This window comes from Olsenella sp. KH1P3 (assembly GCF_900167315.1).
In the GTDB taxonomy this organism is placed as follows: Bacteria; Actinomycetota; Coriobacteriia; order Coriobacteriales; family Atopobiaceae; genus Olsenella_J; species Olsenella_J umbonata_A.
Genome location: NZ_FUWQ01000001.1, coordinates 24,802 through 51,419, shown reverse-complemented (window position 1 = coordinate 51,419; position 26,618 = coordinate 24,802). Strand labels below are relative to the sequence as shown.

The window sequence follows — 26,618 nt, the reverse complement described above, 5'->3', positions numbered from 1 at the left end:
TGCGTCTAGCGCCGGACGAACTTCGCGAGCATGTGCTCGACGATCTGCGCGCAGTGGCGCGCCGCGACCTTCTCGAACGTGGGGTAGTCGACGCTCGAGCTGCCATCGGCCTTGTCGGAGATGGCGCGAACGATTACGAACGGGACGCCGTTGAGGTAGCAGGCATGAGCGATGGAGGCACCCTCCATCTCGCAGCAGCGGCCGCCGAAGGCGCTGACGATGCGACGCTTTTCCTCGTCGGTGTGAACGAACTGGTCCCCCGACGCGACGCGGCCCTCGAACACGCCGATCTCGGGAGCCGCGCTGCGCACCGCCTCGACGGCGGCCGCACGGAGCTCGGGGTCGGCCGGAAACGCCAGTACGTCGATGTCAGGCACCTGGCCCGGCTCGTAGCCCACGTTGGTCAGGTCAAAGTCGTGGTGAACGGCATCGACAGACACGACCACGTCGCCGATGTTGATGGCACTGTCGAGCGAGCCCGCAACGCCCGTGTTGATGACGTGCGTGACGTCATACAGGTCGCAGAGAACCTGCGCGCAGATGCCGGCATTGATCTTGCCGATGCCGCACTTGACCACGACGACGGGGACGCCGCCGAGGACGCCCTCGTTGAACTCCATGTTGGCGCGCTTGGTGACCCTAACGTCCTCAAGCTGCTCCTTGAGGTATTCGACCTCGACCTCCATGGCGCCGATGATGCCGATCTTGGTATGCGTGAACCTCATGGTCCTCCTTACGTCTGTCCCGCGCCGGCCGAGCCAGTCGCGACGATTGTGGACGCGCTATTCCTCTTCGAGGGCAAGCGTAGCCGATGCCAGCCAGCTGCTTCCGGCAAGCGCGCGCACCAGCTTGTCCCTTTGCGCGTCAAGGCCGATACCGCCCTTGACGTGCAGGTGTACCGTACAACGAATGCCCATCGAGGTGAGCTCGGTAAAGTAGACCTCCACCGTGTGTCCAGGAACCAAGACGTCGCGCAGCGCCTTGTGGGCTTTGCTGCGGATGGTGCGCTCGACCTCGGCGAGGTCCGCGTCGGCGCGCACGACCAGCTTGACCGCGCAGTCACTTGCGTCCCACGGTACGAGCTTGGTGACGGCGTTCTTGTTGAGCACCGAGTTGGGGATTACGACGGTGGTGCCTCCGCGCGTGCGCACGACCGTGGCGCGCCAGTTGACGTCGGTCACCACGCCCGACACCCCGTTGACGCTCACGACGTCGTCAGGCACGACGGCCTTGCTGACCATCAGATTGAGTCCGCCAACCACGTTGGAGACCGTGTCCTGCAGGCCAAACGAGATCACGACGGACGAGACGCCCAGGGCGGTCACGAAGGCGGTCGGCTGGACGCCGAAGACGGGCTGGAGCACCGCCAGGAGCGCGAAGGCCCACACGACGCCCTTCGCCAGGTTGACGAAGATGGACGCCGAGGGCACCCGTGACGCGTCGAGCATGCGCCTGAGCATCCTCGAGAGCAGGCGGGCGGCCAGCGCTGCCGCAACCGCGACGACTGCCAGAAACGCGCACTTCCAGACGATCTCTGAGCCTAGGAAGTCCATGCACTTCTCCCTACTGGACCTTGACGATGGGGGCAAAGCCCTTCATGAGCTTCTTGGTCTTGCCCGTGCGCGTGAAGTAGACCTCGATGGTGTCGCCCGAGGCCGCCTTGACCACGCCGGGACCGAACGTCTTGTGCGAGACGCGGTCCCCCGCCGAGAAGGACTCGGCCTCCTTGCTGCGGTCGCGCTTGACGGGCGCACTCGCCGCGCCCGAGGCGCCGGCGGAGGAACGGGTGGCCGTGGAGCCGGTGGGCCTTCCCGGCCAGGAGGGGAACCCCGTTCCCGTCGAGGCGGGACGACCGGCACTTGGGCGAGCGCCTCCGGTGGAGCGCGTGCGGCTGCCGAAGACGTGGCCGCCGTAGACCTCCGAGCCGCGACCCGAGCCATAGGTGCCGTGGCGGTCACCGCGCTTTTCCCAGCCGACGCCCGAGAAGCCCGACGACCCGACGCCGATGGCGTTGATCTCCTGCTCGGGAATCTCGTTCACGAAGCGGCTGCGCGGGTTGGCCTGGGCCGACCCGAACATGCGGCGCGTGACCGCGTAGGTGAGGTAGAGCTTCTTTTCGGCGCGCGTGATGGCGACGTAGGCCAGGCGCCTTTCCTCCTCGATCGAGGCGGGGTCCTCCTCGTGCGCACGGTGCGGGAAGATGCCCTCCTCCATACCGGCGACGAAGACGACGGGGAACTCGAGGCCCTTGGCGGAGTGGATGGTCATCATCGTGATGGCGCTCGACTGGCCCGCAAGGGAGTCGAGGTCGGAACGCAGGGCGAGCCACTCCATGAAGGCGGGGAGCTTCTCGGCGGCGACCTCCGGGCGCGCCATCTCGGGCGTGGCGAGGCTCGCCTGGGCGCCCGGGGCCGCGGGAGGAGTCACCAGCGCGTCGGCAAAGTAGCCCTGGGGCACGGAGACCTCGGGGACCTCGTCCGCCTGGGCGTCGGCCATGCCGGCCTCGCGCAGCTGTCGCAGACTCTCGAGCGTCTCGGCCACGTCGTCGTGCGTCTCGTCGAACTCCTGCGCGACGCTGAAGAACTCTCGGATGTTCTCGACGCGGCTGTCCGCCTCGACCGAGTTTTCCGCCTGGAGCGACCTGATGAGGCCGGTGCGGTCGATGATGGCCTCGACCACGCGCGAGAGCTCGCCGTCCATGTGGCGTGCGGTCTCGATGGTGTTGGTGAACTCGACAAGCGCGTTGCGGCACTTGGTCGAGAGGATCCCCGACTCGGTCGCGCAGGCCTGGGCGGCCGAGAAGAACGAGATTCCCGCCTGGGCGGCGTAGTCTCGGATCTTGTTGACGCTGGTGGTGCCGATGCCGCGGCGCGGGGTGTTGATGACGCGCAGCGCGCTCACGTCGTCGTCAGGGTTGACGACCAGCTTGAGGTAGGCCGTCACGTCACGGATCTCCGCGCGGTCGAAGAATCGCGTGCCGCCCACGATCTTGTAGGGGACGCCCGCGCGCAGGAACATGTCTTCGAGCGTACGGGACTGCGCGTTGGTGCGGTAGAAGACCGCGATGCTGTCATAGCTGGTGCCCGCATCGTGCAGCTTCTCGATCTCGGAGCCAATCCAGCGCCCCTCGTCGCGCTCGTCCGCCGCCTGGAAGAGCTGGACCTTCTCGCCGTCTCCCCTATCGGTGAACAGGCGCTTCGCCTCGCGGCGCATGTTGTGGCGCACGACCGCGTTGGCCGCGTTGAGGATGTGGCCGGTCGAGCGGTAGTTCTGCTCGAGCTTGACCACCGTCGCGTTGGGATAGTCCTTGCGGAAGCTCAGGATGTTCTTGATGTCGGCGCCACGCCAGCTGTAGATGGACTGGTCGTCATCGCCGACGACCATGAGGTTCTGGTACTTGCGCGCGAGCAGGTTGGTGATGGCGTACTGAACGCCGTTGGTGTCCTGGTACTCGTCGACGCTGATCTGGCGGAAGCGCTCCTGGTAGTGGTCAAGCACCTCCGGGTACTTGGAGAGAAGTTCATACGTCTTGACCAGCAGGTCGTCGAAGTCCATGGCGTTGGCGCGCTCGAGGCGCTGCTGGAGGGCACGGTAGACGCGCGCGGCAGCGTGCTCGACGGGCGACTTGGCGGAGCCCTCCATCTCGTCCGGATAGACGAGGCCGTTCTTGGCCTGGCTGATCTTGGAGCGGATCGAGTTGATGGGGCACTGCTTCTGGTCGATGTTGAGGTCGCTCATGATGGACTTGACCAGGCGCTTCGAGTCATCGTCATCGTAGATGGTGAAGTTGCCCTGGTAGCCCAAAAGCTCGCCGTCCTCGCGCAGCATCCTCACGCACATGGCGTGGAAGGTGCATATCCACATGCCGCGCGTGCCGTCGGGAAGGATCTTGCCCAGACGCTCGCGCATCTCGGCCGCGGCCTTGTTGGTGAAGGTGATGGCCAGGATCTGCCAGGGACGGACGCCCTCGTCGTTGATCATGTGCGCGATGCGGTAGGTGAGCACGCGGGTCTTGCCCGAGCCGGCGCCCGCCAAGACCAGCAGCGGCCCGTGCGTGCACTCGGCCGCCTGGCGCTGGGCCGGGTTGAGCGTGGTGAGGTCCACCACGGGCGCGGCCGCAGGCGCGGCTTCGGGTTCGACGGCGGGAGCCGCGGGCACAGTCGCGACCTGAGGCTCGCGGTCCTGAGCAGGGGTGCCGAACGAGAACAGTTGCTGCTGGTCAGATTGCATGTACTTCTCCCTGGGCTTGTGTTTGACTACAAGAGTCTAGCGCGGGTTTCCGACACTTACTCGCTCGCGGGGAGAGTTCCAGAGGATGAGTGCAAGCACCCAAAAGTGGGTAGACTCAACCCCACTAGTGGTTTTCCCCTAGCGGCATTTGAACATCGCCAATGGGTCCGCCGAGGACCCGCCCGAAGGAAGTCTTCGTATGCTCGAGGCATTCATTCGCACGTTCGTCCCAAACGCGGACCAGACCGAGCTGCCCGCCGTGCGCAACTCGTACGGCACCTTCGCCAGCATCGTCTGCATCGTCTGCAACGTCTTGCTGTGCGTCGGCAAGGGGGTCGTCGGCGTGCTGTCCGGCTCGGTCTCCATCGTAGCCGACGCCGTCAACAACCTGTCGGACGCCTCCAGCAACATCATCAGCCTGATTGGGTTTCGCCTGGCCAGCAAGCCCGCAGACGAGGAGCACCCCTATGGCCACGGGCGCATAGAGTACCTTGCCGGCGTGGCAGTGAGCGTGCTGATCATGTTCATCGGCATCGAGCTGATCAAGACGTCGGCCCAGAAGATTGCCGAGCCGTCGCCAACGGACTTCTCCCCCGTCATTGTTGGGATCCTCATTGGGTCGATGCTGGTAAAGCTTTGGATGGCTCACTTCAACCACGTGCTCGCCCAACGCATTGACTCCGTCGCGCTCGAGGCGACGTCGGTCGACTCGCGCAACGACGTCATCACCACGGCGGCGGTCCTGGGGGCGGCCGTCGTCTCGGCGCTGACGGGATTCGACCTCGATGGCTGGGCCGGTCTGGTGGTCGGCGCCTTCATCGTCGCAAGCGGCGTGGGGCTGGTTCGCGACACGCTGAACCCGCTGCTGGGCGAGGCCCCGGACCCGGCGCTCGTCAGGCACATCCACGACAAGATCCTGAGCTACCCCGGCGTGCTGGGAACCCATGACCTCATGGTCCACGACTACGGACCCGGTCGCCAGTTCGCCAGCGCCCACGTCGAGATGGCTGCGGAGGTCGACCCCATGGAGAGTCACGACACCATCGACAACATCGAGCAGGAATTCCTATCGCAGGACAACCTGCATGTCGTCCTCCACTATGATCCCATCGTAACGGACGACCCCAAGGTCACGAACCTCAGGAACTGGATCGCCCAGCAGGTGACGATGATTCACCCCAAACTCACGATCCACGACCTGCGCACCGTCCCCGGTCCCACGCACACCAACGTTATCTTCGACTGCGTCCGACCCCACGAGCTCGAGATGTCCGACGACGAGCTGCGCGGCACCATCAACGGCATGGTCCGCGAGAAGCACCCCACATACAACTGCGTGATTACCATCGACCAAAGCTACGTCAGCTCGAAATAGGCCTTTGAGGCGCCGGCACTTATCGCGTATTTGTGAACGCGCTTACGAAGACGCGCACTTCTCTGCTAGGGTTTCCTTCAATTATTGGTAGTCGCAGACAGCTTGGCTGATCGAGATGAAAGATCCTCGGTCAGCCGTTTTTTGTGTCCAGGCTCCCTGCGACAAAAGAAAGGACTGCTCAAGCAATGCCGAAGAACAAATTCGAAAACGCAGTATTCACCGCGCTCATGGCACTCCTGATGGTGTACGGCATGATCTGCTACAACATCGCCCTCAACCTTGGCGCCATGACCAACGAGGTGTTCGTCATGGCCCTGGGAGAGCTCAAGATCATGTGGCCTGTCGCCTTCGTGCTGGAGCTCTTCGTCGTGGGACGCATCGCCCCCATGCTCGCCTTCTCGTTCATGCGTCCGTCCGACCGAACGCAGTTCATCACCTACGCGATCTCGTTCTGCATCTGCTCGCTCATGTGCCCCCTCATGAGCCTCATCGCGACGTTCCTGTTCAAGCAGCCCAGCCTGGCGACCTTCGCGCAGACCTGGGCCATGAACCTGCCCGCCGCATTCCTCTGGCAGTTCGTGGTGTGCGGCCCCGTAGTCAGGCTCGCGTTCCGCCTGGCCTTCCGCAGGGTAGAGGCCCCGCAGGAGGAGCCGACGGTCGACGCGCAGGCCGCCGCAAGCAAGGCGTAACGACAGCGCGACCATCAATAGAGGGCCTCCCCCGAATTAGTCCGTGTGGAGGCTCTCTGCATTTGGCATCTGTTGCGGGCACAGTCGAAGCCACCGCTCCTACTTCGTTACGCTCCTAATTCGTTATCTCCTTCAGCAATGCGGTGCAGCCCAGAAGCACGTCGTCGTAGGTAACGTCGAAGTTGCCCGTATACCACGGATCGGCAACGTCTCGGTCGACCCCCGCCCACGAGAGAAGACGCGAGACCTTCTCCTCGGGATCGGCACGAGAGATCTCGGCGCCGGACACCGGATCCCAGCTCCATCCGTAGCCCTTCTCGCCCAGGAGGAGACGGTAGATGCCATCCATGTTGTCCTGGTCCATGCCCACGATGTAGTCGAACGACTCGTAGTCTGCCGGCCCCATCTGTCGGGAGACATGGTGGCCACAGGGAACTCCCATCTGGCCGAGCTTGCCGCGCGTGCCAGGGTGCACGTCGTTCCCCAACTCCTCTTTGCTGGTCGCCGCGGAGTCGACGCGAATGGAGTCGGCAAGACCAGCCTGCTCGACAAGGTGCCTCATGACGAACTCCGCCATGGTCGAGCGGCAGATGTTGCCATGGCAGACAAACAGAATGCTGGTACAACCCATGGTGTTCCCCCTCATGTGCTACGAACGCGACCCCGTCACCCAGGCATTGTAGGCAGACCGCTCGACAGTCTGGTGGTCAAGGCTTCGATACGACTCGACGGAGGAAGCCAGCTTTGCCTCATAGGTCGCCAAACAGGATAGGAGTCCCTTCGCGTGCCCGCGGTGCCACTCCGCGCAAACATGAACCGAGCCGTTGCCTCGGTCGATGTACACGAGGTACTCGTGGCTGCCCCAGGGGTCGTGCGTGATGCCGCGCTCGAGGATGTCTCCGCTGTAGAACGTGAGCTCTCTGCTGACGTAGTCGGAGTATTCCTCCCGGGCAGCCCTAGCGCGCCTGACCGTACTGCCCATGATCAGGTACATGGCGGCAACGGCGAGACCCGCCGCAAGAATGACCACCATGGGCAGATATGCTTCCATCAACCAAATCCTCGCTCGCGTCCATCGACACCGGCAACCGCCGGCACTACGCGCGCGCAGCCTCCCTCTCGGCAGCCAGCGCATCTTGCAACCGTCGATAATGGAGGAATATTCCCTGTTGGTCAAGCTGCGCAATCTCGTCCCATGTCAAAAGTCGCGCGTCGATGGCCTCGCGCGCCTGCAGGCTAACGTCGGCTAGCGAGAAGTCAAAGCGCAGGTGATAGATATCGACAAAGTAGTTGTCGCCCCGCGGGAGATCGATGTTCTTGTAGCCGTGTATGGGCTTTTTGACGAGATCGTCCACGCTCAGGCCAACCTCCTCGCGCACCTCGCGCGCAATGGCCTGGGCCGAGGTCTCGCCGGCACTCACGCCGCCGCCGGTGACCTCCCACCAGCCGGCGGCCCACTTCTTGTCCAGCGTGCGACGTGTTATGAGCACGCGTCCGTCGAGGTCCTCAAGGATGGCAAGCACATAGAGCATGTACTGCCCCTCGCCCAGGAAGGCGCCCTTTCGCTCGACGCGCTCGCCCGTAGGCTGGCGGTTGTCGTCGTAGATGTCTATGAGCTCGGCCATCTGTGTTCTTCTCCACTCATTGGTTTGTGAGAGTATATCGCCGCACGCGGACTCGCAGGGGTCTGCGGGCCAGAGTGCGGCGAAGGCGTAACAAGGCCATGCGCTGCGGTCCCTAGGCGATGGGATTCAGGGCGAAGTAGACGATGACCGCGATGCCCAGGAGGATTCGGTACCAGCCGAAGGGCTTAAAGTCATGCTTCTTGATGAAGCCCATGAGGAAGCGGACGGCGGCAATCGAGACCAGGAAGGCCACCAGGCAGCCGACGCCCAGAATGGCAGCCTCGGCCCCCGTGAATGAATTGCCCTTGAGGAAGAACTTGACCAGGCGAAGTCCGCTGGCGCCGACCATGACGGGGACGGCGAGGTAGAAGGTGAACTCGGCCGCAACCGTGCGCGAGCAGCCCAGAATCAGGCCGCCGATGATAGTCGAGCCGGAGCGCGAGGTGCCCGGGACCATCGAGAGCACCTGGAAGAGGCCGATGCCGATGGCGGTCTTCCAGTCGAGCTCCGATATGTCCTGCACGCGCGCGTCGGTGTCGGCAAGCTCTGCCAGGGAGCGTTCCGGCGCGGCGGAGCTCACGCTCATGTGTCTGGGGGCAGCCGCGGAAGAGATCTCCTGCGCCACCCTCCGGGCCCTGCGGGAGCGCAGGTTTTCGATAACGACGAACGCCACGCCGTAGGCAATCAGCGTCGTCGCGATGACGAGGGGGCCGCCCAGGTGGTCCTCCATCCAGTCATCCAGCGGGATGCCGATGGCGGCGGCGGGAAGGCACGCGACGACGATCTTCGCCCACAGCCCCCAGGTGCCCCTGCGCTCGTCCGGCGTCTTCCCGGGCGAGAGGGGATTCAGCTGGTAGAAGAACAACACGCACACGGCGAGGATGGCGCCCAGCTGTATGACCACCAGGAACATATCCCAGAAGTCCTTGCTGACGTCCAGAGTGACGAAGGGCTTCAGCAGCAGCATGTGACCGGTGCTCGAGATGGGCAGCCACTCGGTTATGCCCTCGACCAGGCCGTACAGGGCGGCCTTGAGCAGCTCGACGAGTTCCAAAACAAAAACCTCCTAGCGAGCGGACGGCCATCGCGGTGCGACGGCCGGACGACAGCGTGCTTGCGATTCGGTGCTTGCATCATTATGCGAGCGTCCGCCATCACGGGGGCTCGGCCCACAAGAAAACCGTCGCAGGCGCGGGGCAATCGCGCGCAACGCTCGCGTGAGAAACCGTTCACAAAAAGATAAAGCGCTGCTCATCTACGTTGCCAGAGTCATGGGTAGACTCAAACCAAGCCGGTGACCCTACATCCGAAACAGGAGGTGTCCCCATGACAAGCTTTCAGGACCTGGGATACGACAAGATCTTCGTCGCCCTCGACGGAACCGACGCGCAGCATGAGGTTCTTGACCGCGCAATCATCGTTGCCGCCAACAACAACGCGGAGCTCTACGTCGGACACGTGATTGACTCCACGGCCCTCGAGACCGCCGGCACCTACCCCATGGACCTTGTCGCCTCGCTCGAGAAGGACTTCCGCGCCTCGATTGAGGACCAGATCTCCAGGGCAGAGGCAACGGGCAAGATTCCCAAGATCGAGGTGGTCGTCAAGGCGGGCCGCATTCGCGAGACCCTGAAGGACGAGATGATCGACGAGATCAAGCCCGAGCTCATCATCTGCGGAGCGCGCGGGCTATCGTCCATCAAGTACGCACTTCTGGGGTCCATCTCGACCTTCCTCACGCGCAACGCCAAGTGCGACACGCTGGTACTCAAGTAGCGACGCAGCTCGTAGCGCCTTGTCCATGCATGACGAAGGGCGGCCCGCTGGGGTCGCCCTTCTCGTTTAGCGTATGTTTGCCGGCCTCACGTGCCCGACATCTGCGGGGCGGACGGAGCGGGGGCTATGCGGTGAGGAACACCATCACGATGATCATCGCAAATCCAAGGAGGTCGGCAGGGCTGAACACCGCACCCAACCAGACGATCGAGCTCAGCGTCGCCATCATGGGCTCGGTGGTCGCCAGCATAGAGCCGCGGACGGACCCTACCATCTTGGTCCCCTGCAGAAACAGCGCATAGGCGCCGAAGGTCCCCATCAGGATGGAGCAGCACAAAAGGGCGATGCCCGCGGGATCGATCTGGGGCACGTTGGCCCATGGCTGGACAAACGCCGCAAGAATCAGGCCGGAGAACAGGAAGGCCAGGCCGTTTACGGTGAAGTTGCCCCATCGGTCGATCATGCGGATGGGCTGGATGGCCAAAACGGCAGCCGCGGCGGCGCAGCCCAAGCCCCACGCCAGTCCCTCGACCGGAAGCTGGAGTTTGCTGGGGTCTCCGCCCGTCGCAACGAGGAAGGTTCCGGCGAGCGCCAGCATCAGGCCGGCGATCTCCCTCTTTCGCGGGCTTCGGCGGTTGACGAGGCACACGTAGACCATGACCAGCACGACCTCGAGGCTCTGCAGGATGGTCGCCGTCGCCGAGTTGGTCCAGTGGATGGCCTCAAGATAGGCAACCTGCGAGAAGAGGATCGAGAATAGCGCGATGCTCAGAATCGACAGGAGCGACCGGCCGTCGGAGAGGGCGCCCCTGAGGCGATTGGGCGAGTGGACTCCCGCCGCGATCAGAAAGAGCCAGCACGCCGAGAGCTCGCGCACGCAGGCGAGCCACAGCGGGGCCACGCCGTAGCCGTCCATCAGGACCTTTGAGATCGTCCCGTTCATGCCCCACATCGCACCGCCCAGGACCGTGAAGACGATGCCACGCACCAGGCCGTCGGACACCTTCCTAGGCTTTTCGGCAGACTCTGCCGCAGGCGTGCCTTCGGCCTCGCCCAAGACATCCGAAGATGCATCAATATCTTTGTCGACTTCGGTCTTCCCGACGATGGCGGTTTCGCTCACTCTTACCCAACTCTCCTGTCCATCCGCAGTTGGATGGGTCGTTCTGTGGACTTGTACGATGTGTCATGCACAGAGCATTGAATCACACAAGACGGGTAAAGTTAGCGTCAGAAACGAATCGACACGAGGCACAGAATCTGGTGCCTGGAACATGACACCACCGCCCCAAAGGAGCGCACATGAGCGACACCCCACAGACCGTCCCCTACACCGCAGCAGACCCCGCGCTTGCCGTCGGCACGCACCATGCCGGCTTCACCGTGACCAAGGTCGAGCCTCTGCCCGAGCTCTCCGGCATGGCCTATGTCATGCGCCACGACGCGACGGGGGCCCGCGCGCTGTGGCTCGCCATCGACGACAACAACAAGTCCTTCTCGATAGCCTTCAAGACTCCCCCGGCGGATAACACCGGCGTGTTCCACATCCTCGAGCACTCGGTGCTCTGCGGAAGCGAGCGCTTCCCGGTCAAGGAGCCATTCGTGAACCTGCTGAAGACCTCGATGCAGACCTTCCTGAACGCCCTGACCTTCCCCGACAAGACAATGTATCCCGTGGCGTCGACGAACACGGCCGACCTCGAGAACCTCATGGACGTCTACCTCGACGCCGTCCTGCAGCCCGCCATCTACAAGCGCCCGCGCATCTTCGAGCAGGAGGGCTGGCACCTTGAGCTCGCCCCCGCAGAGGAGGGAGCGGACGAGAAGTACGGTCCCCTGAGCTACAACGGCGTCGTCTTCAACGAGATGAAGGGCGCCCTGAGCGATCCCGACGACGTGCTGTTCCAGGCAATCGGCTCCCAGCTGTTCCCGGACAGCGCATACGGCTTCGAGTCAGGCGGTAACCCGCGTGCCATTCCCACGCTGAGCTACGAGGGCTTCCTCGACGCGCATGCGCGCCACTACAACCTGGCGAACAGCTACACCATCCTGTACGGCAACCTGGACATCGACCGGGAGCTCGCCTTTATCGGCGAGCGCTTCGCACAGGCGCCCGTCCGTACGGCGGGCGCGCCCAACCCTCTGGTCCTGCAGCGCCCCGTCACGCCCGCGCTCAAGCGGATCGAGATGGCGACCGCGCCGGAGAACGCCAGCGTCGGGCTCGCCTATGTCATCGGCACCGCAGACCAGCGCGAGCGCGTGCTTGCCACCGACGTCCTTCTGGACACGCTCGCCGGCTCCAACGAGTCTCCCCTCAAGCGCGTCGTGCTCGACTCCGGCCTGGGCGACGACTTCAGCGCGACGCTGATCGACAGCGAGCTTCAGCCGCAGGTCCTGTTCGTCCTCAAGGGCGCCAAGCCCGGCGTCGCGCAGCGGTTCCGCGAGCTTGTCGAGTCGGCCTGCGCCCAGATGGCAGACTCGGGCATCGACCGCGAGCGCCTGAGCGCGTCGCTCGCGCAGTGCGAGTTCAACCTGCGCGAGAACGACTGGGGCTCGTACGGAGACGGCGTTGCCCTCTCGATGCAGTCGCTGGCCAGCTGGCTCTACGACGACGAACGCCCCGTCGACTACCTGCGCTACGAGGACGCGATGGACTCAATGCGCGCCGGGCTCGACGACGGGTACTTCGAGAGGCTCCTGCGCGAGCTCGTTTGCGAGAGCTCCCACAACGCCCTCGTCGACCTGGTGCCCGTCCAGGAGGGCTCCGCGACGGAAGAGGCGGCCGAGCTTGCCGAGCTCAGGTCGCACATGAGCGAGGCCGAGCTCGACCACGTCGCGAGCGAGGTCGCGGCGCTTCGCGCGGAGCAGGAGGCCCCCGACTCTCCCGAGGACCTCGCCAAGCTCCCCCAGCTCACGGTCGCCGACATCGAGGACGCACCCGAGGAGGCGCACGCGACGAAGGTCGAGGCACCTCTCCCCTGCCTCTACCACGCCCTGCCCACGCACAAGATCGACTATGTCTACCACTACTTCGGACTGGACGACCTCGCCTTCGAGGACCTTCCCTACGTCGGCGTCCTCTCGGCGCTGCTGGGCAACCTGGACACCGCAAGCCGCAGCGCCGCAGAGCTCGACACCCTGGTCGAGAAGAACCTGGGCAACCTCGACTTCTTCAGCGAGACCTACGCCGCAGACGATGACCTGGATGACGCCCGTCCCTATCTCGTGGTCGGCACCAGCGCGCTTTCGGAGCGCATCGACTCCGCGGCGACCATTCCTAGCGAGGTCTGGTCGAGCACGCAGTTCTCAGACACCGATCGCATGCTTGCCCTGCTGACCCAGAAGCGCATCGCCCTCTCGCAGTATTTCGTCGGCTCCGGGCACGCGGCCGCCATGAAGCGCCTGACCGCGCACTACGCGAAGTCGGCCGTCGTGGCCGAGGCGCTTGGTGGCATCGACTTCTACTTCTTCCTGAAGGACCTGCTCGCCAACTGGGACGCGCGCAAGGACGATCTGCGCGCAAGGCTCGACGACCTCTCGAGGCGCATCTTCACCAGCGACCACGTGCTGGTCAGCTTCACTGGGTCGCGCGAGGACCTCGAGGCGTTCTGGAAGTCCGCGGGCGCGCTGGGCCTCAAGTCCTTCCAGGGGCAGAGGCGCTCGCTCCAGGTTCCCGAGCCCGTCGCCGATGACGAGGCGTTCGTCATCCCCTCGAACGTGAGCTACGTGGCCGAGGGCGCCGGCGCACGGCCCAAGGTGGCCAGCGTGGGCACTTGGCAGGTCGCGGCGCGCGCCCTCTCGTTCGACTACCTGTGGAACGAGGTTCGCGTCAAGGGCGGCGCCTACGGCACGGGCTTCCGCCACACCGTCTCGCAGCTCGACCAGTTCTGGTCGTATCGCGACCCCAACGTCGACGCGACGCTCGACCGCTACGAGGCCGCCGAGTCCTACCTCAGGGGCTGGAATCCCTCGCCGACGGAGCTTGACGGCTACGTCGTGTCCGTCGTCGCGGCGCACGACGCACCGGCCAAGAGCCGAGCCATCGCCCGCAGGCAGGACGGCGAGCACTTCATCGGAAGGCCCGCGACCTGGCGCGCCGACGTTCGCGACCAGGAGCTTGCGGTGAGCGCCGAGGACGTTCGCGGTGCCGCGGCCTCCCTAGCGGGTCTGCACGACTCCCGCTCGCTGGTGGTCTTCGGGCCGCGCGAGGCGATCGAGGCGTCGGGCACGAAGTTCCTCGTTCGAGACATGATGGACTCCGAGTAGCCCAGATCAGACCATGGGGGCCGGCCGCAAGACCGGCCCCAACTAATGTCCCGCGACGCTCGGGATCTCCTGGAGCTCGAAGCGGTAGCGCTGCCTGGCGTCCGGGTACTTCTGGCGATCGACCTCACCCATGAACATCTGCCTGGGGCGCACCCAGAGCGAGCAGTCGCCGTAAAGCTTTCGGTAGATCACCAGCTCCTCGCCGGTCTCGCTGTGCCGCGCAACTCCCTCTACCAGGTAGTGGTCTCCCTTGAAATGCCGGTAGATCTTGCCCACCTGCAGCTCTCGCTCAGCCATCGCGCCTCCCCAACCTCGCACGGTACGTCCTTCTCCATTGTCTACCGCAACGTGGTCATTGGGTCGCGCGGGACGCATTTCTCTCCATGCGCGCGAAAGGAAGTTAGCTTGGGTATACTTATGTAAGTAAACCGTGGCTTACTTAAAGCGAGCCATGCCAAGCATCCGAAAGGGGCATCACATGAGCAAGATCGCAAGCGTCTATGCGCGAGAGGTACTGGACTCCCGCGCCAACCCCACCGTCGAGGTCGAGGTAACCCTGGAAGACGGCTCCTTCGGCCGTGCCATCGTTCCCTCCGGCGCGTCCACCGGAGAGTTCGAGGCCGTCGAGCTGCGCGACGACGACGCAAAGCGCTATCAGGGCAAGGGCGTCCAGACCGCCGTCGGCCACGTCAACAACGAGATCCGCGAGCTTCTGGTGGGTCGCGAGGCCACCGACCAGCGAGGTGCCGACTACGCAATGATCGCCGCCGACGGCACCCCCAACAAGGGCAACTTCGGCGCCAACGCCATCCTGGGCGCCTCCCTCGCCGTCGCGCGCGCCGGCGCCCAGAGTGCAGGCCAGCCCCTCTACGCGTACCTTGGCGGCGTGGGCGGCCACACCCTTCCCGTCCCCATGATGAACGTCCTCAACGGCGGCGTTCACGCCGACAACAACGTGGACTTCCAGGAGTTCATGATCATGCCCGTCGGCGCACCCGACTTCAGCACCGCGCTGCGCTGGTGCTCGCAGGTCTACCACACGCTCAAGGGCGTCCTCAAGGCGGCCGGCCTCAACACCGGCGTCGGTGACGAGGGTGGCTTCGCCCCTGACCTCAAGACCAACGCTGAGCCGTTCGAGTACCTCATGAAGGCCGTCAGGGAGGCCGGGTTCGAGCCAGGCGTCGACTTCATGTTCGCCATGGACCCCGCGACCTCCGAGGTCTACAACAAGGAGACCGGCATGTACGAGCTCAAGGGAGAAGGACGCACCCTCTCGAGCGAACAGATGGTCGACTACTGGGATAAGCTCGTCTCCACCTACCCCATCATCTCCATCGAAGACGGCCTCGCAGAGGAGGACTGGGACGGTTGGGTGAAGCTCACCCAACGCATTGGCAAGAAGGTCCAGCTCGTGGGCGACGACCTCTTCGTCACCAACACCAAGCGCCTTGCCAAGGGCATCCAGCTGGGCGCCGCAAACGCCATCCTAATCAAGGTCAACCAGATTGGCTCGCTCACCGAGACCCTTGAGGCCATCGAGATGGCAAAGCGCGCTGGCTACACCGCCATCGTCTCGCACCGCTCCGGCGAGACCGAGGACACCACCATCGCCGACCTCGCCGTCGCGACCAACGCCGGACAGATCAAGACCGGCGCCCCCGCCCGCACCGACCGCGTGGCGAAGTACAACCAGCTCCTCCGCATCGAGGATGGGCTCGGCGACTCCTCCGAGTACCTCGGGAAGAACGCCTTCTACAACCTCGCCTAGCCCCGACGCAACGCGCCAGGCGCCAAAGCGGGCCGTCGCATCACCTGGTGCGGCGGCCCCTCTTAACGTTTAGCGGCTCCGAAGCCCCTTGGGACAGCCCCCCAGACGCCGGCGGGTTGCGCCATGCGCCGGCAATCGCACGCGCGATCACGTCCGCGGCAAGAAGTGCCCCCACCTCGCTGGGATGGACCCCATCGGACGAATAGGGCGAACCGACGCCATGGTACTCGACAAACGCAGAGCCAACGTCTGCCAGCACCGCCCCGCCCTCACGCGCGGCCGCAGCGAAGGCCCTGTGCATCAGCCCGTGCATCCCCATGCAGGGCGCAAAGCCGTCCGTGACGCCAGGCCCCTCACGGCGGACGTCGCTATGGGGGCAGTGGATGCAGGCTCGCCCGCAGGCCTCCGGATGCCTTTCCACCAGCCTCGCGAGCGCCGCAGAATCCCTCTCGTAGGCCCAGGTGCCATAGATGACGGGACGCGCACCCGCAGATCGCGCCAGCTCGCACAGCCCGGACGCCGCGCGCAGATATGCCTCGGGCGTCGTCGCCGGGGCATGCGACATCTCCTGGAGCACCACGAAGTCAAGGCCAGCCTGCCGCTCGCCGCACAGCCGACCGAGCGCGCGAAGCGTACGCGCCCCGTTTTTGGTCTTCGGGTTGAGGTGCTCGGACAGCCTCGCTCCCCCGCGCGCGTGGACGACGACCTCCACCTTGGCGCCGCAGCGCTCTGACAGTCGTGCCAAGAGCAGCCGAGGCAGGTCATGGGCGGTCGTCAGGCTGTTGCCCAGCATCAGCACGCGCATGATAGCACCTCGCCCCTCACCTGCACCGAGGCCGCAAACGGAAGAAGGGTCCCTAGCCAAGGCCGTGGGTCATCTCGACCTTGCGATAGTTGACGCCGCAGGAATCGAGAACGCGCTTGCTGATCTGGTTGTCGACCGTTCCGTCGTACTTGTCATCCAGGTAGACGACCTCGCCGATTCCCACCTGAACCAAGAGCTTCGCGCACTCGTGACAGGGAAACAGCGTGACATAGACCGTCGCGTCCTGCATGTCCTTCAGGCTGCCGCGAAAGTTCAAGATGGCGTTCGCCTCGGCATGGACGACGTAGCTGTGCTTGTCGTTCAGGGGGTCGTCGGTGGTGCCCCAGGGGAACTCGGCGTCCGATATGGCGTGAGGCGTCCCGTTGTAGCCGACCGTGAGGATGCGGTGGTCCGTGTCGGCGATGCAGGCCCCCACCTGCGTGTTGGGATCCTTGCTGCGAAGCTGCGCCGCAATCGCGACACGCATGAAGAACTCGTCCCAAGAGATAACGTCTCTGCGCTCGTCTGCCATGAAAGCTCGCTCCTTATTGCTGACGCGCTATACGCGCGAGCGCACGCCGCCTGGCGGAGGCAGTCGATTCGCACGCGCCGGTTTCGCAGCTAACCATAATACAAAACGCGGACTGGGCGGCAGGCGCCCAGTCCGTAGACAGTCAAAGCATGGGGTCAACGGCTAGAAGGACTCGCCCTCCGCCTTGGTCAGGGGACGAATGTCCTCCTGGGGATACGGAGAATCGGGACCGCCGACACCGTCGATAAAGTACAGGCCGCCCTTGGTCTTGTACAGCGTCTCCTCATAGCCGGCCGGATCGCCGAACTCTCCGAAGCAGCGGTTTCCGACGGCCTCGGCCTTGGCGGTATCGTACACGTGACGCTTGCCCTCGAAAGTCTTAGTCTTGCGCATACTCAATCCACTCCTCGCTACACGGCGAGCGGATCGTGGGGCGTCCACTCGCACACTCCGATATGAAAATAGTAGCCAAATTGCAGCTCGCGGGTCACTTGAGTCTTGGGCGCGCGCCTAAATGGAAACGTTTTTTAACATATGTCAAAACTACGGCATCGGCAGAGACAACTCGCAGGAACCGTCCCGGGGCACGAGGGGGACATCCGACTAGTCCTCGCCCTCTATGACCATGTTCTCGAAGCGGTTGCTCATGAACTCGTTCGAGTAGTGCGTGTCTATCCATACCTCAAACCCGTTGGCCGGCGGGATGCCGTGATCTCGTGCCGCGCGCCTCGCAAAGCACACCGTGGTCATAAACACGTCCAGACCCAGGTAGACGGCAAGAATCAGCACGAACACCACCTGGCGCCTCGTCGTCGGCTCGCCAATCAGGTCAAGCAGCCACGGCGTCACGACGTCGGCCCAGATCAGCCCCAGGATTCCCCAGAACAACAGGAACGGCACCGCCACCCACTTGGTGATGGCGCCCGGCACGGCCGAGTAGTCCCACGAGACGGCGCCCATGAGGGTCTCCATTCCCCATCCCGTGATCTGCTCCAGAAGCCCGCCGACGATCATCGCGGCAAGAAACGTCTGCCACCACGTCGCATTCCTGCGGCGCAGCTTGAGCGAGATGATGGTCAGCAGCGCGCAGCCCACTCCGTACAAAGGCGAGAAGGGCCCCCACACAAGACCGTAGCGCCCCTCGGTGAGGCCCGTCGTGATGAACATCCAGACCTCTTCTAGGGCGAGGCCCGCGACCGATCCCACCAGAAACAGTATGACAAGCTGGTACCAGCCTATCATCATGTGGTTCACGCGGTCGTTTCGGACCAGGCGCTCGGCCCTGGCAATGACCTTCAGTTGCGCGCGCGTAAGCCTGGTGGGCTTGCCAATCTCTTCTCGGTATCCCTTGAGGCGGTAGTAGTAGTCGAGTCCGGCGGCCGCCTTGCGAACGTCTTCGGGCAAATCGCGGTTCACGGCGGCGCGCTCGATGGGCTTGCCACGCCCAAGCCACGCGAAGAAAGCCCTTATAAGGCTGTAGATGACCCTAAGGGCCGCAGCCAGGAGCAAGAGACTGACAAGTGACCAAAACATGGCCCCACCTCCCAAGAGAACAAGACGACGTTCATAGCTAACGAACAACATGATGACACAGGTGGGGAGACCGCGCCTGCCGGCACCGCGCACCTCCCGCCCCCCGCCGCACCCGACTCCTTTGTTTCATCCCGACGCGCATCCCCACGAATCTTTCGCTCGTGGCATATCATGTGTAGGTTGCTTATTGTCGATCGGAGAAGAATGCACATCAGAGTCGCCACGGTGGATGACGCGCCGGAGCTCCTAGCGATATATGCGCCCTACGTCGAGGGAACGGCCATCACGGCGGAGTACGAGGTACCCACAGAAGACGAGTTCCGCGGGCGCATCGCCCACACGCTCGAGCGCTATCCCTACCTCGTCGCCGTCTCTGACGAATCTGATCTCGCAGGCGTCGACAGTCAGGGACGCATCCTGGGATACTCCTACGTCAGCCCCCTCAATACCAGGGCGGCGTACGACCAGTCGGTAGAGACCTCGATCTACGTCAGCCGGGATGCACGCGGCAGGGGCGTGGGACGCGCGCTGCACGACAGGCTGGTCAAGATTCTGACCTCGATGAACGTCACCAACATGTGCGCGTGCATCTCTGCCACCCAGGCGCAGGACGACCCATACCTGACCGACGCGAGTATCCGCTTCCACGAGCGCATGGGATACCGCATGGTCGGTCGCTTCGACGGATGCCAGAACAAGTTCGGCCGCTGGTACGACATGGTCTGGATGGAGCGCGTCATCGCACGCCACGTCATTCCCGCGCCCAAGTTCAAGCCGTTCCCGACAATCAAGTCAATCGCATAGGTCCCCAACCATCACCACGGAGAAGTGCATGCGTTCCACGCCCGAACTCAAAAGCCCGGCGCGACTTGCCCGTTATATAGCCACCTCCTTCGCCATAACCTGGTCGTGCTGGGGCCTCAGGGCCATCATCTCGAACCTCGGCGTCGCATCCATAGCAGACCCGCTGCCGAGCACGCTCTGGCTTGTAGGCGGGTTCGGGCCCGCCATCGGCGCAATCGCGGCCCTTCCCTGGCGCGACAAGTCGACGCTTCACAGGCTGTTCTTTAGCGCGCGGCCCAAGACGGCAAACCGCCTCATCATGTTCGCCGTCATCATCGTCGCAACGCTCGCCCTTTCCGCCGGGTTTCGCATCAACCCAAACGTCTCGCCCGCGCTGCTCCCCCTCATCTGGCTCGCGGCGACGGTCTGGGCGGGCGGAAACGAGGAGGTCGGCTGGAGGGCAACCATGCAGCCCCTGCTCGAGCACATAACGGGATCGTGGCTTCTCTCGACCATGGGGACGGGCGCCACCTGGGCAATCTGGCACCTGCCGTTCTGGTTCACGCCAGGGGACCCGCACCTCTCGACGCCCTTCTGGGCGTTCGCCCTCATGGCAATAGCGCTGTCGTTCCCGCTTTGCTCCCTGTACGCGACGACGGGTTCGGCGACCTACTGCGCCATCCTCCACGGCACCATCAACACCTTCATGTCGCTCTTCGGTCTCAACCCCAACGAGATGCTGGCACTGGGCCTGATCGTGTTGGTCGTCACGTCCCTCTGGCTGCTCGGCCACGCCGAGGCGCAGGAGCTCCGGTCGGACACGGCGGCCAACGGCCCGATCGGGAGCTAGTCCCGCAAGGACGACGCGAGGTAGGACTCGCCCCACAAACGCATGCTCTCGATAACGGGCCTGATGCTCTCGCCCGTCTCGGTAAGGAGATACTCGACGCGAGGCGGAACCTCCGGGTACACGCGCCGCGCGACCAGTCCCGCGTCCTCAAGCTCGCGAAGGTTGCCAGTCAGCACCTTCTGCGAGATGCCTGTCACCGACTTGCGCAGCTCGCCGAAGCGCTTCGTACCTTCCAGAAGGTCACGCAGAATGAGGATCTTCCACTTCGTTCCCATCAACTGGGCGCAGACCTGCACAGGACACGAGGGCAGGTCCGCCCTGTTGGGACGATTGCCGTTGCGAAACTCAACGTAGCCTTGCCCGACCGCATCAGCCATGGTCCACCTCTTTCGTTTCCAAAGGGAAGCTGCCTCGCTCTACGATATGTTATCACCTCGAGGGCACTTCTCTCCCCTTAGGGCAAATGCGTCTGTGCGACGGTCAAATGACCGCCCCAAACGGCAGCCCCCCTATCGGCGACCGGATGCATGCATCTCCTCAGGGTGAAGCGTCCAATCCGAGTCCTGGCACGCGAAGGTCGGCCTGTAGAGGCCGCCAGACAGGAGCAGGATGAGCCGGCGCACCCTGTCGGGAGCCAGGTCGGGATCGGTCGAGATCACGCAGTGGAGTCCGTCCGGCTCGATGGTCCTGATGCCGGTGTCTCGCATCCCGTTTCTCCTGAAGAACGCGTTGCGCCTGCGTCGCTGCTCCGAGTTGCGCGCATCCTCGTCGGGCTCCTCGACAATGGCGACCACGGGCTTCTCGCAGGCGATCATCTTGACCTGCGTCATCATCTTCCTGCCAAAGCCCTGCGACCTGCAGGTGTCGCTCACCGCGAGGTAGGGCATGTACATGCCGTCGTCGCAGTTGACCAGGTAGACGAAGCCCACGAACGTCTCGTCCTCGTAGAACGCAAGCAGGAGGACCGAGCTTCGGATGGTGTTGAGCCGCAGCCGCCAGAAGGGCAGCATCTCGGTCGCCGGAAACGACGCCCTCAGCAGGCGGTAGACGTCCCGGAAGCTCCGGGAGACGAGTCGCAGCCTCTTTTGCCTCAGCATCGTCTCTTCCTCACTCGAGCGGGCGCGCTACTTTGCGCCCCTGGCTGCCTTGGGCGAAGCCTTGCCGCCCTTGGCGCCCGAGGTGCCGGTTGTCTTCTTGGTCGTGGCGGCCTTCTTGGCCGCGGGCTTCTTCGTGGCTGCCTTCTTGGCCGCGGGCTTCTTCGAGGCGGCCTTCTTGGCCGCGGGCCTCTTCGCGGCGGCCTTCTTGGCCGCGGGCCTCTTCGCGGCGGCGACCTCTGCGTCCGCCTCGGCCCTGACCGCGCTCAGCGCGCTGGCCGCAGCGGCACTCGCCGCCTGGGCCGCTTCGACGGCCGCCTCGCACTCGGCGATCCTCGCCTCTGCGGACAGCCTGTTCTGGGTTGCGTGCTCGACCGCGGCCTTCGCCTCGCCGGCAATCCACTCGGCGTCGGCGCGGTCGTGTGCGGCAGCATCTGCCTGGCCCTGGACGTCACGCGCCTTGCCCTCGGCCTCCGCAAGGAGGGCGGCCACCCGGTCGCGCTCCTCCCAGAGCTTCGCGGCCTTGGCCATCAGGTCGGCCTCGCGCCCGCGCTTCTGCTCGACAGAGGCGTCCTCGCGCTGGACGCGCGCCGCAGTGGCCTCGGCGTCCTTGATGGCAATCTTGAGTGCGTCGCGGGCTGCGGCCAGGCGCTCGCGCGCATCCGTCAGCGCGGCACGGGCATGCTCGTCCTCGTTTGCCGCATATGCGACGCGGGCCGAGACCCTGCGCTCCTCCAGCCCACCCGGGCTCAGGATCGCGGGAAGCAGCTGCCTAGTCTCCTCGAGCCACCAGCCCCAGCTGTGCGAGACGTCATAACCCCAGTACTCGAAGGTCGCCTTGACCCCCTTCTGGGCAAGCGCCTCCTCGAGCGTCTTCTGGGAGGCGATGCCCGACTCGCTCTGCTCCTGACCGCAGACGAACGCCAGGCGAAGCCTCTTGAGCTCCTGAGTCGCCTTGGCGCGCGGTCCAAGAGCGTCCACCAGCGAGAGGGGCGAGACCTTCTCCCAGAGGGCCGAGGGCTCACCGTTCACGAAGGCGCGAACGTCGTAGCTTCCGGAGAGCGCGAGTAGGCCACCAAAGGACGCGGGGTCACGCAGCACGGCGAGCGTCGCATTGAGGGCGCCCATGCCGGCACCAAGCGCGACAGGCGCCGCAGGCGAGGCCGCGTGCGCACGGACGAACGGCACGAGCCCGTCCTTAACGAACGAGAGGTAGCCCTCGATGTTGTCCACGCGGTACTCGTCGATGGCAAAGCGCGAGTACCAGCCAAGGTCGTCGGCGGAGTCGACGCAGAACAGCTGGACCGCGCCGTCGTCCATCAGGCTCGCAAGGCCGTCGATCATGCCTGCCTCCTGCCAGCTGGCAAACGACGAATCCCCCTCCGGGAAGACCAACACGGGCGTGCCCGATTCACCAAACACGGCGACGTCGAAGCTTTTCTGCAGGTCCTTGCTCTCGAGGGTGAACATCTGAGCCTTCATGCGACTCTCCTTTTGCTGGCAGGGGAATTGACGTTTTGACTGACATTTTAATAGTTCTGTCCATGGAGATAGCGCACGCAGGCCGTTGTCGTGAGGCAAAAGTTCATCTTCGCCCATAATGAGCCTCGTCACACCGAAGAAGCAGAGGAGAAGAACGTGATCAAGCTCATCTTGAGCGACCTAGACGAGACCCTCATCCACTTTGGCCTGGAGCACGCGACCGACCACGCGCTAGACGGCATCCACGCGGCACTTGACGCGGGCGTTCACTTCTCGGCGATCACCGGGCGCGTCTTCGCGGGCGTCCTCAGCGCGTTCGACGGAGACGAGCGCTGCTGCGCAACGGCAGCCTTCTCGAACGGCCAGGTCGTGCGCGCGGACGGCAAAATCCTGCATCGCGAGACCCTTGACCCGGCAGGCCTGCAGAAGGTCGCCGACCTCCTGAGGGACGAGCCCGACTTCGTCATGTGCCTCACCTTGGGAGTCGAGCGCGAGCACGCCCAGAGGTTCGTCATCTCCTCCGACCCCACGGACGCGCGCCACGCCGTCTCGCAGGGCGGCGACGAGATAACCGTCTGCACCACGCTGCCCGACGCACCCGTCGTAAAGGCGAACATCCGCGTCCTGGCGGACCCCGAGCGCATGGAGGCCATGCGCCGGCGCCTGAGCGAGCACGTCGGGGGGTTGAGGTTCTTCTCGCCCGGCCCGCAGGTTCCCCTGCTCGACATCGCCCCCGAAAACTGGAGCAAGGCCATGGGCGCCGAGGTCCTGCGCAGGCACCTGGGGCTCGAGCCCGAGGAGGTCGCGGTCTTCGGCGATGCCGAGAACGACCTCGAGCTGATTGACCTGTACCCCAACTCCGTGGCTGTTGCGAACGCGACGGACGAGGTGGCAAGGGCCGCCCGCTGGCACATCGGCGCGTCGGCCGACGACGCCGTGGCCGACGCCATCGCACAGATTGCCCGAGCCACCGCGGACGGCAGGATGCCGGAGTTCATGTGCGAGGAGGAGAACGAGCGCGGTCTGGCCATGCGCAGCCGTCCCACGGGAGACCGAAAGGTCGAAAGCCTTCCCATCTTCACCCCGAGGGGCTAGCGGGCAGTGACGCTCCGTGCGCAGGGAATCCCACTAGGCGTCGGGGAACTCGTTCAGCACGCGCGCGAGGGCATCTCCGTCGATGTTTCCGCCGCTCACGACCAGGGCGACGTTCCTTCCGCCAATCTGTTCGGCATGATTCATGACTGCAGCCACGGCGAGGCAGCCAGCCCCCTCACATAGGAACTTCTCGCCCCGTGCCATGAACGCGACCGCGCGGCGCACGGTCTCCTCCGGCTCAACGAGTATGCCGTCCAGAAGATCGCGGTCGAGCTCGTAGGCAAGCCTGCCGACGCCGCCAACCGTCGCGTCACAGATGGTCTCGCCAATGGTCGGGTACTCCTCGTACATCACGCCATCGCGATACGATGCCACGAAGGCTGGCGAGGCCTCCGTCTGCACGCCGAAGACGCGCACGCCGGGCCTTGCGTGCTTGGCGGCCGTCGCCACACCCGTGGCCAGGCTTCCGCCACCCATGGGACAGATGATGGTGTCGATGTCGGGGTTCTGCTCCATAATCTCGAGGCCCACCGTGCCCTGCCCGCCGTAGACCTTCGGATCCTCGTCGCACGAGTCAATCAGCGTAAGCCCATGCTCGCGGATGTAGGCGAGCCCCTGAACGTGCGCGCCGTCGTAGTTGTCTCCCATCAGAAGGACGTCGCCGCCGAAGTAGCGAATCTTGTCCAGCTTCGACTGAGGCGTGGTTGAGGGCACGATGATCTTGGGCGCCTTGATGCCCAAGATGGACGCGGCGTATGCGACCGAGCTGCCGTGGTTTCCCGACGAGACCGCAGCCACCCCGCGGCGGACCTCCCCGGGCGTGAGCGTCAGCATCTTGTTCAGGGCACCACGAATCTTGAAGCTCTTCGCGCGCTGAAGGCACTCGAGCTTGAAGAAGTAGCGGCGCCCGGTCTTCGGGAACCTGCCGCCCAGGCCCGTTCCCAGGTAATAGGATTCCTCGAGCGGGGTCTTCCGCACGTAGCCGCGAATGCGCTCGCGAGCCTCCCAAACCTCCTGGAAATCGAACGGCATGCGCCACCACCCCTTAATCCGAGGCTAAAGCCTTTGCCACTAGTATAGGTATCTAGCTGCGACTTTGACGGACGCAACCGCTGGTTGTCAAAAAGTCGGGCCCGGTTGGCGGCGGCAACCGGGCACCGGGAGCTACGTTCGTGTCCAGACGGGAGCCCCGGCGCGCCGGCCCCGCACGACACGGGGATAGTCTGATACGTTTGTAGCAGGCGCGCCGAACAAGGAGTGCATCATGATTCTGGAGCAGGATGACCAAAGCCGCGCGGGCAGGGCATCCACCGAAGCCAACGGCCGGAAGGCAGTGCTCTGAATCGCCGCGACCGCCCTCTGCCTTGGCGTCGACTTCTGCACGGGAGTCTGGGACGCAGCCTGATTATCTGGCTCGTTGCAGCTGCGGCCACGTCGCCCTCGACCAGACGTTCAAGAGCAGGCGCAGGTAGCCGACGCGCGACCGGGTCACAAGACAAGATTGGAGTCACGATGAACGTTCAGATTTTCGGCAGCAAGAAGAGCAACGACTCCAAGAAGGCCGAGCGCTGGTTCAAAGAGCGCCGCATCAAGTTCCAGTACATCGACATGCGCGAAAAGGGGCTCTCGAAGGGAGAGCTGAACTCCGTCGCGTCTGCCGTCGGCGGAATCGCCCAGCTTCTGAACCCACAGTGCAAGGACGGCTATGCACTCGCCCTGGTGCAGCACACGCCGAAGTCCATGCTTGTCGACGTCCTGCTCGAAAACCAGCAGGTCATGCGCACGCCCATCGTACGCAACGGCAAGAAGGCGACCGTGGGGTTCGAGCCCGACGTCTGGAAGACCTGGGAGTAGGCCGGCTCCTACTTGCCATCCATAAAGCTTGTGCTGGGACCAGACAGCCGCTCGGGCACTTGGATGCCCGCGGCGGCCGCAGCCTCCTTCGCCCTCAGCACGTATGCCATGTTCAATCCGATGGCGCGCATCGTGCGCAAGCCCTCTATGTCCTTCTCGACGTCATCGGGAGTGAACCCGTGCGTCTCGTTCCAGTAGCTTCCGGACACGATGAGCATGTTGCTGATTCCGAAGTACTTGTTGAACTGGTCGTACGTGGTCACGCTGCCCGCGCGACGGGAGTTCGAAATGCCGGCGGCAGGCTTCATGTGAAAGCGACGGGGGTCGTTGGACGAATAGAATACTCGATCCATGAACGAGCGCATCTGTCCGGCCATAGAGGCGTAGTAGACGGGCGATCCGAACACGAAGCCGTCGGCGTCGAGGGCGAGCTCGTTGAACTCGTTCACCTTGTCTTCCATGACGCACTTGCCGGCCGTGGAGCAATAACCACAGGCCTTGCATCCGCCGAGCTCCCTCGAGCCTATCCAGAAGTCAACGACGTCGATGCCGGCATCCTTGAGCGGAACGGCGACCTCCTGCAGCGCGCGAGCGGTGCATCCCCTCCTGTGAGGGCTTCCGTTGACCAAGATGACGTTCATGGGCTCCCCTTCCAAAGCTTTGAACCCGCGCCCGCCATTCGAGCGACGGGACAGCGTCTCCTTCGTTCCTTATACCCCACCCCACACCCGTCGCACGTGCGGCGCACGCCGCGGGCCACACCGATGGCGTCGCTTCCCACCAGAGCCATTATGCGTCTGGCACATTGTCGTAAAAGAAGGCTTTACAGCGCCGCCGAATGGGAACTATCATTCTTGGGCC

At 64.3% G+C, this 26,618-nt stretch carries 27 protein-coding genes; 9 read left to right on the top strand and 18 right to left on the bottom strand.

Annotated elements, in window-relative coordinates:
* Window positions 1–5 precede the first annotated feature (5 nt).
* The 3 genes from B5D13_RS00250 to B5D13_RS00240 are packed head-to-tail and all read right to left on the bottom strand — an operon-like array spanning window position 6 to window position 4,230.
* Window positions 6–725, bottom strand: a complete 720-nt coding sequence (locus tag B5D13_RS00250) for a 5'-methylthioadenosine/adenosylhomocysteine nucleosidase (RefSeq protein WP_078686293.1) — start codon at window positions 723–725, stop codon at window positions 6–8.
* Window positions 726–782: 57 nt separating this feature from the next.
* The gene (locus tag B5D13_RS00245) at window positions 783–1,553 is read right to left on the bottom strand and encodes a mechanosensitive ion channel family protein (RefSeq protein ID WP_078686292.1); all 771 of its coding nucleotides are present in this window, start codon (window positions 1,551–1,553) and stop codon (window positions 783–785) included.
* A 10-nt stretch (window positions 1,554–1,563) separates the two neighbouring features.
* Window positions 1,564–4,230 carry an ATP-dependent helicase gene (locus B5D13_RS00240; RefSeq protein WP_078686291.1) on the bottom strand — a complete coding sequence of 889 codons (2,667 nt, stop codon included), beginning with the start codon at window positions 4,228–4,230 and terminating at the stop codon, window positions 1,564–1,566.
* Window positions 4,231–4,429: 199 nt separating this feature from the next.
* On the opposite strand from B5D13_RS00240, the gene B5D13_RS00235 reads away from it, so the two are divergent.
* Window positions 4,430–5,605, top strand: a complete 1,176-nt coding sequence (locus B5D13_RS00235; RefSeq protein WP_078686290.1) for a cation diffusion facilitator family transporter — start codon at window positions 4,430–4,432, stop codon at window positions 5,603–5,605.
* A 185-nt stretch (window positions 5,606–5,790) separates the two neighbouring features.
* The gene (locus B5D13_RS00230) at window positions 5,791–6,294 is read left to right on the top strand and encodes a DUF2798 domain-containing protein (protein WP_078686289.1); all 504 of its coding nucleotides are present in this window, start codon (window positions 5,791–5,793) and stop codon (window positions 6,292–6,294) included.
* Between the two features lie 115 nt (window positions 6,295–6,409).
* On the opposite strand, the gene B5D13_RS00225 is transcribed toward B5D13_RS00230, so the two are convergent.
* The 4 genes from B5D13_RS00225 to B5D13_RS00210 all read right to left on the bottom strand — a co-directional run bounded on the left by B5D13_RS00225 (window position 6,410) and on the right by B5D13_RS00210 (window position 8,973).
* Window positions 6,410–6,925, bottom strand: a complete 516-nt coding sequence (locus tag B5D13_RS00225; protein WP_078686288.1) for a low molecular weight protein-tyrosine-phosphatase — start codon at window positions 6,923–6,925, stop codon at window positions 6,410–6,412.
* 18 nt (window positions 6,926–6,943) lie between these two features.
* Window positions 6,944–7,345 (bottom strand): hypothetical protein, encoded by a 402-nt coding sequence (locus B5D13_RS00220; RefSeq protein WP_143327715.1) that lies wholly within the window; start codon window positions 7,343–7,345, stop codon window positions 6,944–6,946.
* Window positions 7,346–7,391: 46 nt separating this feature from the next.
* A complete protein-coding gene (locus B5D13_RS00215; protein WP_078686286.1) occupies window positions 7,392–7,919 on the bottom strand; it encodes an NUDIX hydrolase in 528 nt (175 codons plus the stop codon).
* Window positions 7,920–8,031: 112 nt separating this feature from the next.
* Window positions 8,032–8,973, bottom strand: a complete 942-nt coding sequence (locus tag B5D13_RS00210; RefSeq protein WP_078686285.1) for an undecaprenyl-diphosphate phosphatase — start codon at window positions 8,971–8,973, stop codon at window positions 8,032–8,034.
* Between the two features lie 272 nt (window positions 8,974–9,245).
* Here B5D13_RS00210 and B5D13_RS00205 point away from each other — a divergent pair, with 272 nt between their 5' ends.
* On the top strand, window positions 9,246–9,695 hold the full coding sequence (locus B5D13_RS00205) for a universal stress protein (protein WP_078686284.1): 450 nt from the start codon (window positions 9,246–9,248) through the stop codon (window positions 9,693–9,695).
* A 124-nt stretch (window positions 9,696–9,819) separates the two neighbouring features.
* On the opposite strand, the gene B5D13_RS00200 is transcribed toward B5D13_RS00205, so the two are convergent.
* Window positions 9,820–10,818, bottom strand: a complete 999-nt coding sequence (locus tag B5D13_RS00200) for a DMT family transporter (protein ID WP_234970609.1) — start codon at window positions 10,816–10,818, stop codon at window positions 9,820–9,822.
* Window positions 10,819–10,997: 179 nt separating this feature from the next.
* On the opposite strand from B5D13_RS00200, the gene B5D13_RS00195 reads away from it, so the two are divergent.
* Window positions 10,998–13,961 carry an insulinase family protein gene (locus B5D13_RS00195; protein WP_078686283.1) on the top strand — a complete coding sequence of 988 codons (2,964 nt, stop codon included), beginning with the start codon at window positions 10,998–11,000 and terminating at the stop codon, window positions 13,959–13,961.
* Window positions 13,962–14,003: 42 nt separating this feature from the next.
* Here the strand turns inward: B5D13_RS00195 and B5D13_RS00190 are convergent, their stop codons facing one another.
* On the bottom strand, window positions 14,004–14,258 hold the full coding sequence (locus B5D13_RS00190; protein WP_078686282.1) for a DUF1653 domain-containing protein: 255 nt from the start codon (window positions 14,256–14,258) through the stop codon (window positions 14,004–14,006).
* A 181-nt stretch (window positions 14,259–14,439) separates the two neighbouring features.
* Between B5D13_RS00190 and eno the strand changes: the two genes are divergently transcribed.
* Entirely contained in the window at window positions 14,440–15,729 is a 1,290-nt protein-coding gene (eno, locus tag B5D13_RS00185; protein ID WP_078686281.1) for a phosphopyruvate hydratase, read from the top strand.
* 40 nt (window positions 15,730–15,769) lie between these two features.
* On the opposite strand, the gene B5D13_RS00180 is transcribed toward eno, so the two are convergent.
* The 4 genes from B5D13_RS00180 to B5D13_RS00165 form a co-directional block, all read right to left on the bottom strand.
* The gene (locus tag B5D13_RS00180; RefSeq protein ID WP_180363862.1) at window positions 15,770–16,534 is read right to left on the bottom strand and encodes an SGNH/GDSL hydrolase family protein; all 765 of its coding nucleotides are present in this window, start codon (window positions 16,532–16,534) and stop codon (window positions 15,770–15,772) included.
* A 52-nt stretch (window positions 16,535–16,586) separates the two neighbouring features.
* Window positions 16,587–17,066, bottom strand: coding sequence for a deoxycytidylate deaminase (locus tag B5D13_RS00175; protein ID WP_078686280.1), 480 nt, complete (start codon window positions 17,064–17,066; stop codon window positions 16,587–16,589).
* Between the two features lie 162 nt (window positions 17,067–17,228).
* Entirely contained in the window at window positions 17,229–17,459 is a 231-nt protein-coding gene (locus B5D13_RS00170; protein ID WP_078686279.1) for a hypothetical protein, read from the bottom strand.
* 210 nt (window positions 17,460–17,669) lie between these two features.
* Window positions 17,670–18,599 carry a putative ABC transporter permease gene (locus B5D13_RS00165; RefSeq protein ID WP_078686278.1) on the bottom strand — a complete coding sequence of 310 codons (930 nt, stop codon included), beginning with the start codon at window positions 18,597–18,599 and terminating at the stop codon, window positions 17,670–17,672.
* Window positions 18,600–18,803: 204 nt separating this feature from the next.
* Here B5D13_RS00165 and B5D13_RS00160 point away from each other — a divergent pair, with 204 nt between their 5' ends.
* Both B5D13_RS00160 and B5D13_RS00155 read left to right on the top strand, forming a co-directional pair.
* Window positions 18,804–19,403, top strand: a complete 600-nt coding sequence (locus B5D13_RS00160; protein WP_078686277.1) for a GNAT family N-acetyltransferase — start codon at window positions 18,804–18,806, stop codon at window positions 19,401–19,403.
* A gap of 28 nt (window positions 19,404–19,431) precedes the next feature.
* Window positions 19,432–20,232, top strand: coding sequence for a CPBP family intramembrane glutamic endopeptidase (locus tag B5D13_RS00155; protein ID WP_078686276.1), 801 nt, complete (start codon window positions 19,432–19,434; stop codon window positions 20,230–20,232).
* Here B5D13_RS00155 and B5D13_RS00150 read toward each other — a convergent pair.
* From B5D13_RS00150 to B5D13_RS00140, 3 genes are all read right to left on the bottom strand, one after another.
* Entirely contained in the window at window positions 20,229–20,609 is a 381-nt protein-coding gene (locus tag B5D13_RS00150) for a winged helix-turn-helix transcriptional regulator (protein WP_078686275.1), read from the bottom strand. The genes B5D13_RS00155 and B5D13_RS00150 overlap by 4 nt on opposite strands.
* Before the next feature lie 132 nt (window positions 20,610–20,741).
* The gene (locus B5D13_RS00145) at window positions 20,742–21,329 is read right to left on the bottom strand and encodes a GNAT family N-acetyltransferase (RefSeq protein ID WP_078686274.1); all 588 of its coding nucleotides are present in this window, start codon (window positions 21,327–21,329) and stop codon (window positions 20,742–20,744) included.
* 27 nt (window positions 21,330–21,356) lie between these two features.
* Window positions 21,357–22,808, bottom strand: a complete 1,452-nt coding sequence (locus B5D13_RS00140; protein WP_159443945.1) for an alpha/beta hydrolase-fold protein — start codon at window positions 22,806–22,808, stop codon at window positions 21,357–21,359.
* A 156-nt stretch (window positions 22,809–22,964) separates the two neighbouring features.
* On the opposite strand from B5D13_RS00140, the gene B5D13_RS00135 reads away from it, so the two are divergent.
* On the top strand, window positions 22,965–23,903 hold the full coding sequence (locus B5D13_RS00135) for an HAD-IIB family hydrolase (RefSeq protein ID WP_159443944.1): 939 nt from the start codon (window positions 22,965–22,967) through the stop codon (window positions 23,901–23,903).
* Window positions 23,904–23,936: 33 nt separating this feature from the next.
* Here the strand turns inward: B5D13_RS00135 and B5D13_RS00130 are convergent, their stop codons facing one another.
* A complete protein-coding gene (locus tag B5D13_RS00130; RefSeq protein ID WP_078686271.1) occupies window positions 23,937–24,935 on the bottom strand; it encodes a threonine ammonia-lyase in 999 nt (332 codons plus the stop codon).
* Window positions 24,936–25,415: 480 nt separating this feature from the next.
* On the opposite strand from B5D13_RS00130, the gene B5D13_RS00125 reads away from it, so the two are divergent.
* Complete coding sequence (locus B5D13_RS00125; protein ID WP_078686270.1) at window positions 25,416–25,757, top strand: arsenate reductase family protein; 342 nt, start codon at window positions 25,416–25,418, stop codon at window positions 25,755–25,757.
* Window positions 25,758–25,765: 8 nt separating this feature from the next.
* On the opposite strand, the gene B5D13_RS00120 is transcribed toward B5D13_RS00125, so the two are convergent.
* The gene (locus tag B5D13_RS00120) at window positions 25,766–26,398 is read right to left on the bottom strand and encodes a flavodoxin family protein (RefSeq protein WP_078686269.1); all 633 of its coding nucleotides are present in this window, start codon (window positions 26,396–26,398) and stop codon (window positions 25,766–25,768) included.
* Window positions 26,399–26,618 lie beyond the last annotated feature (220 nt).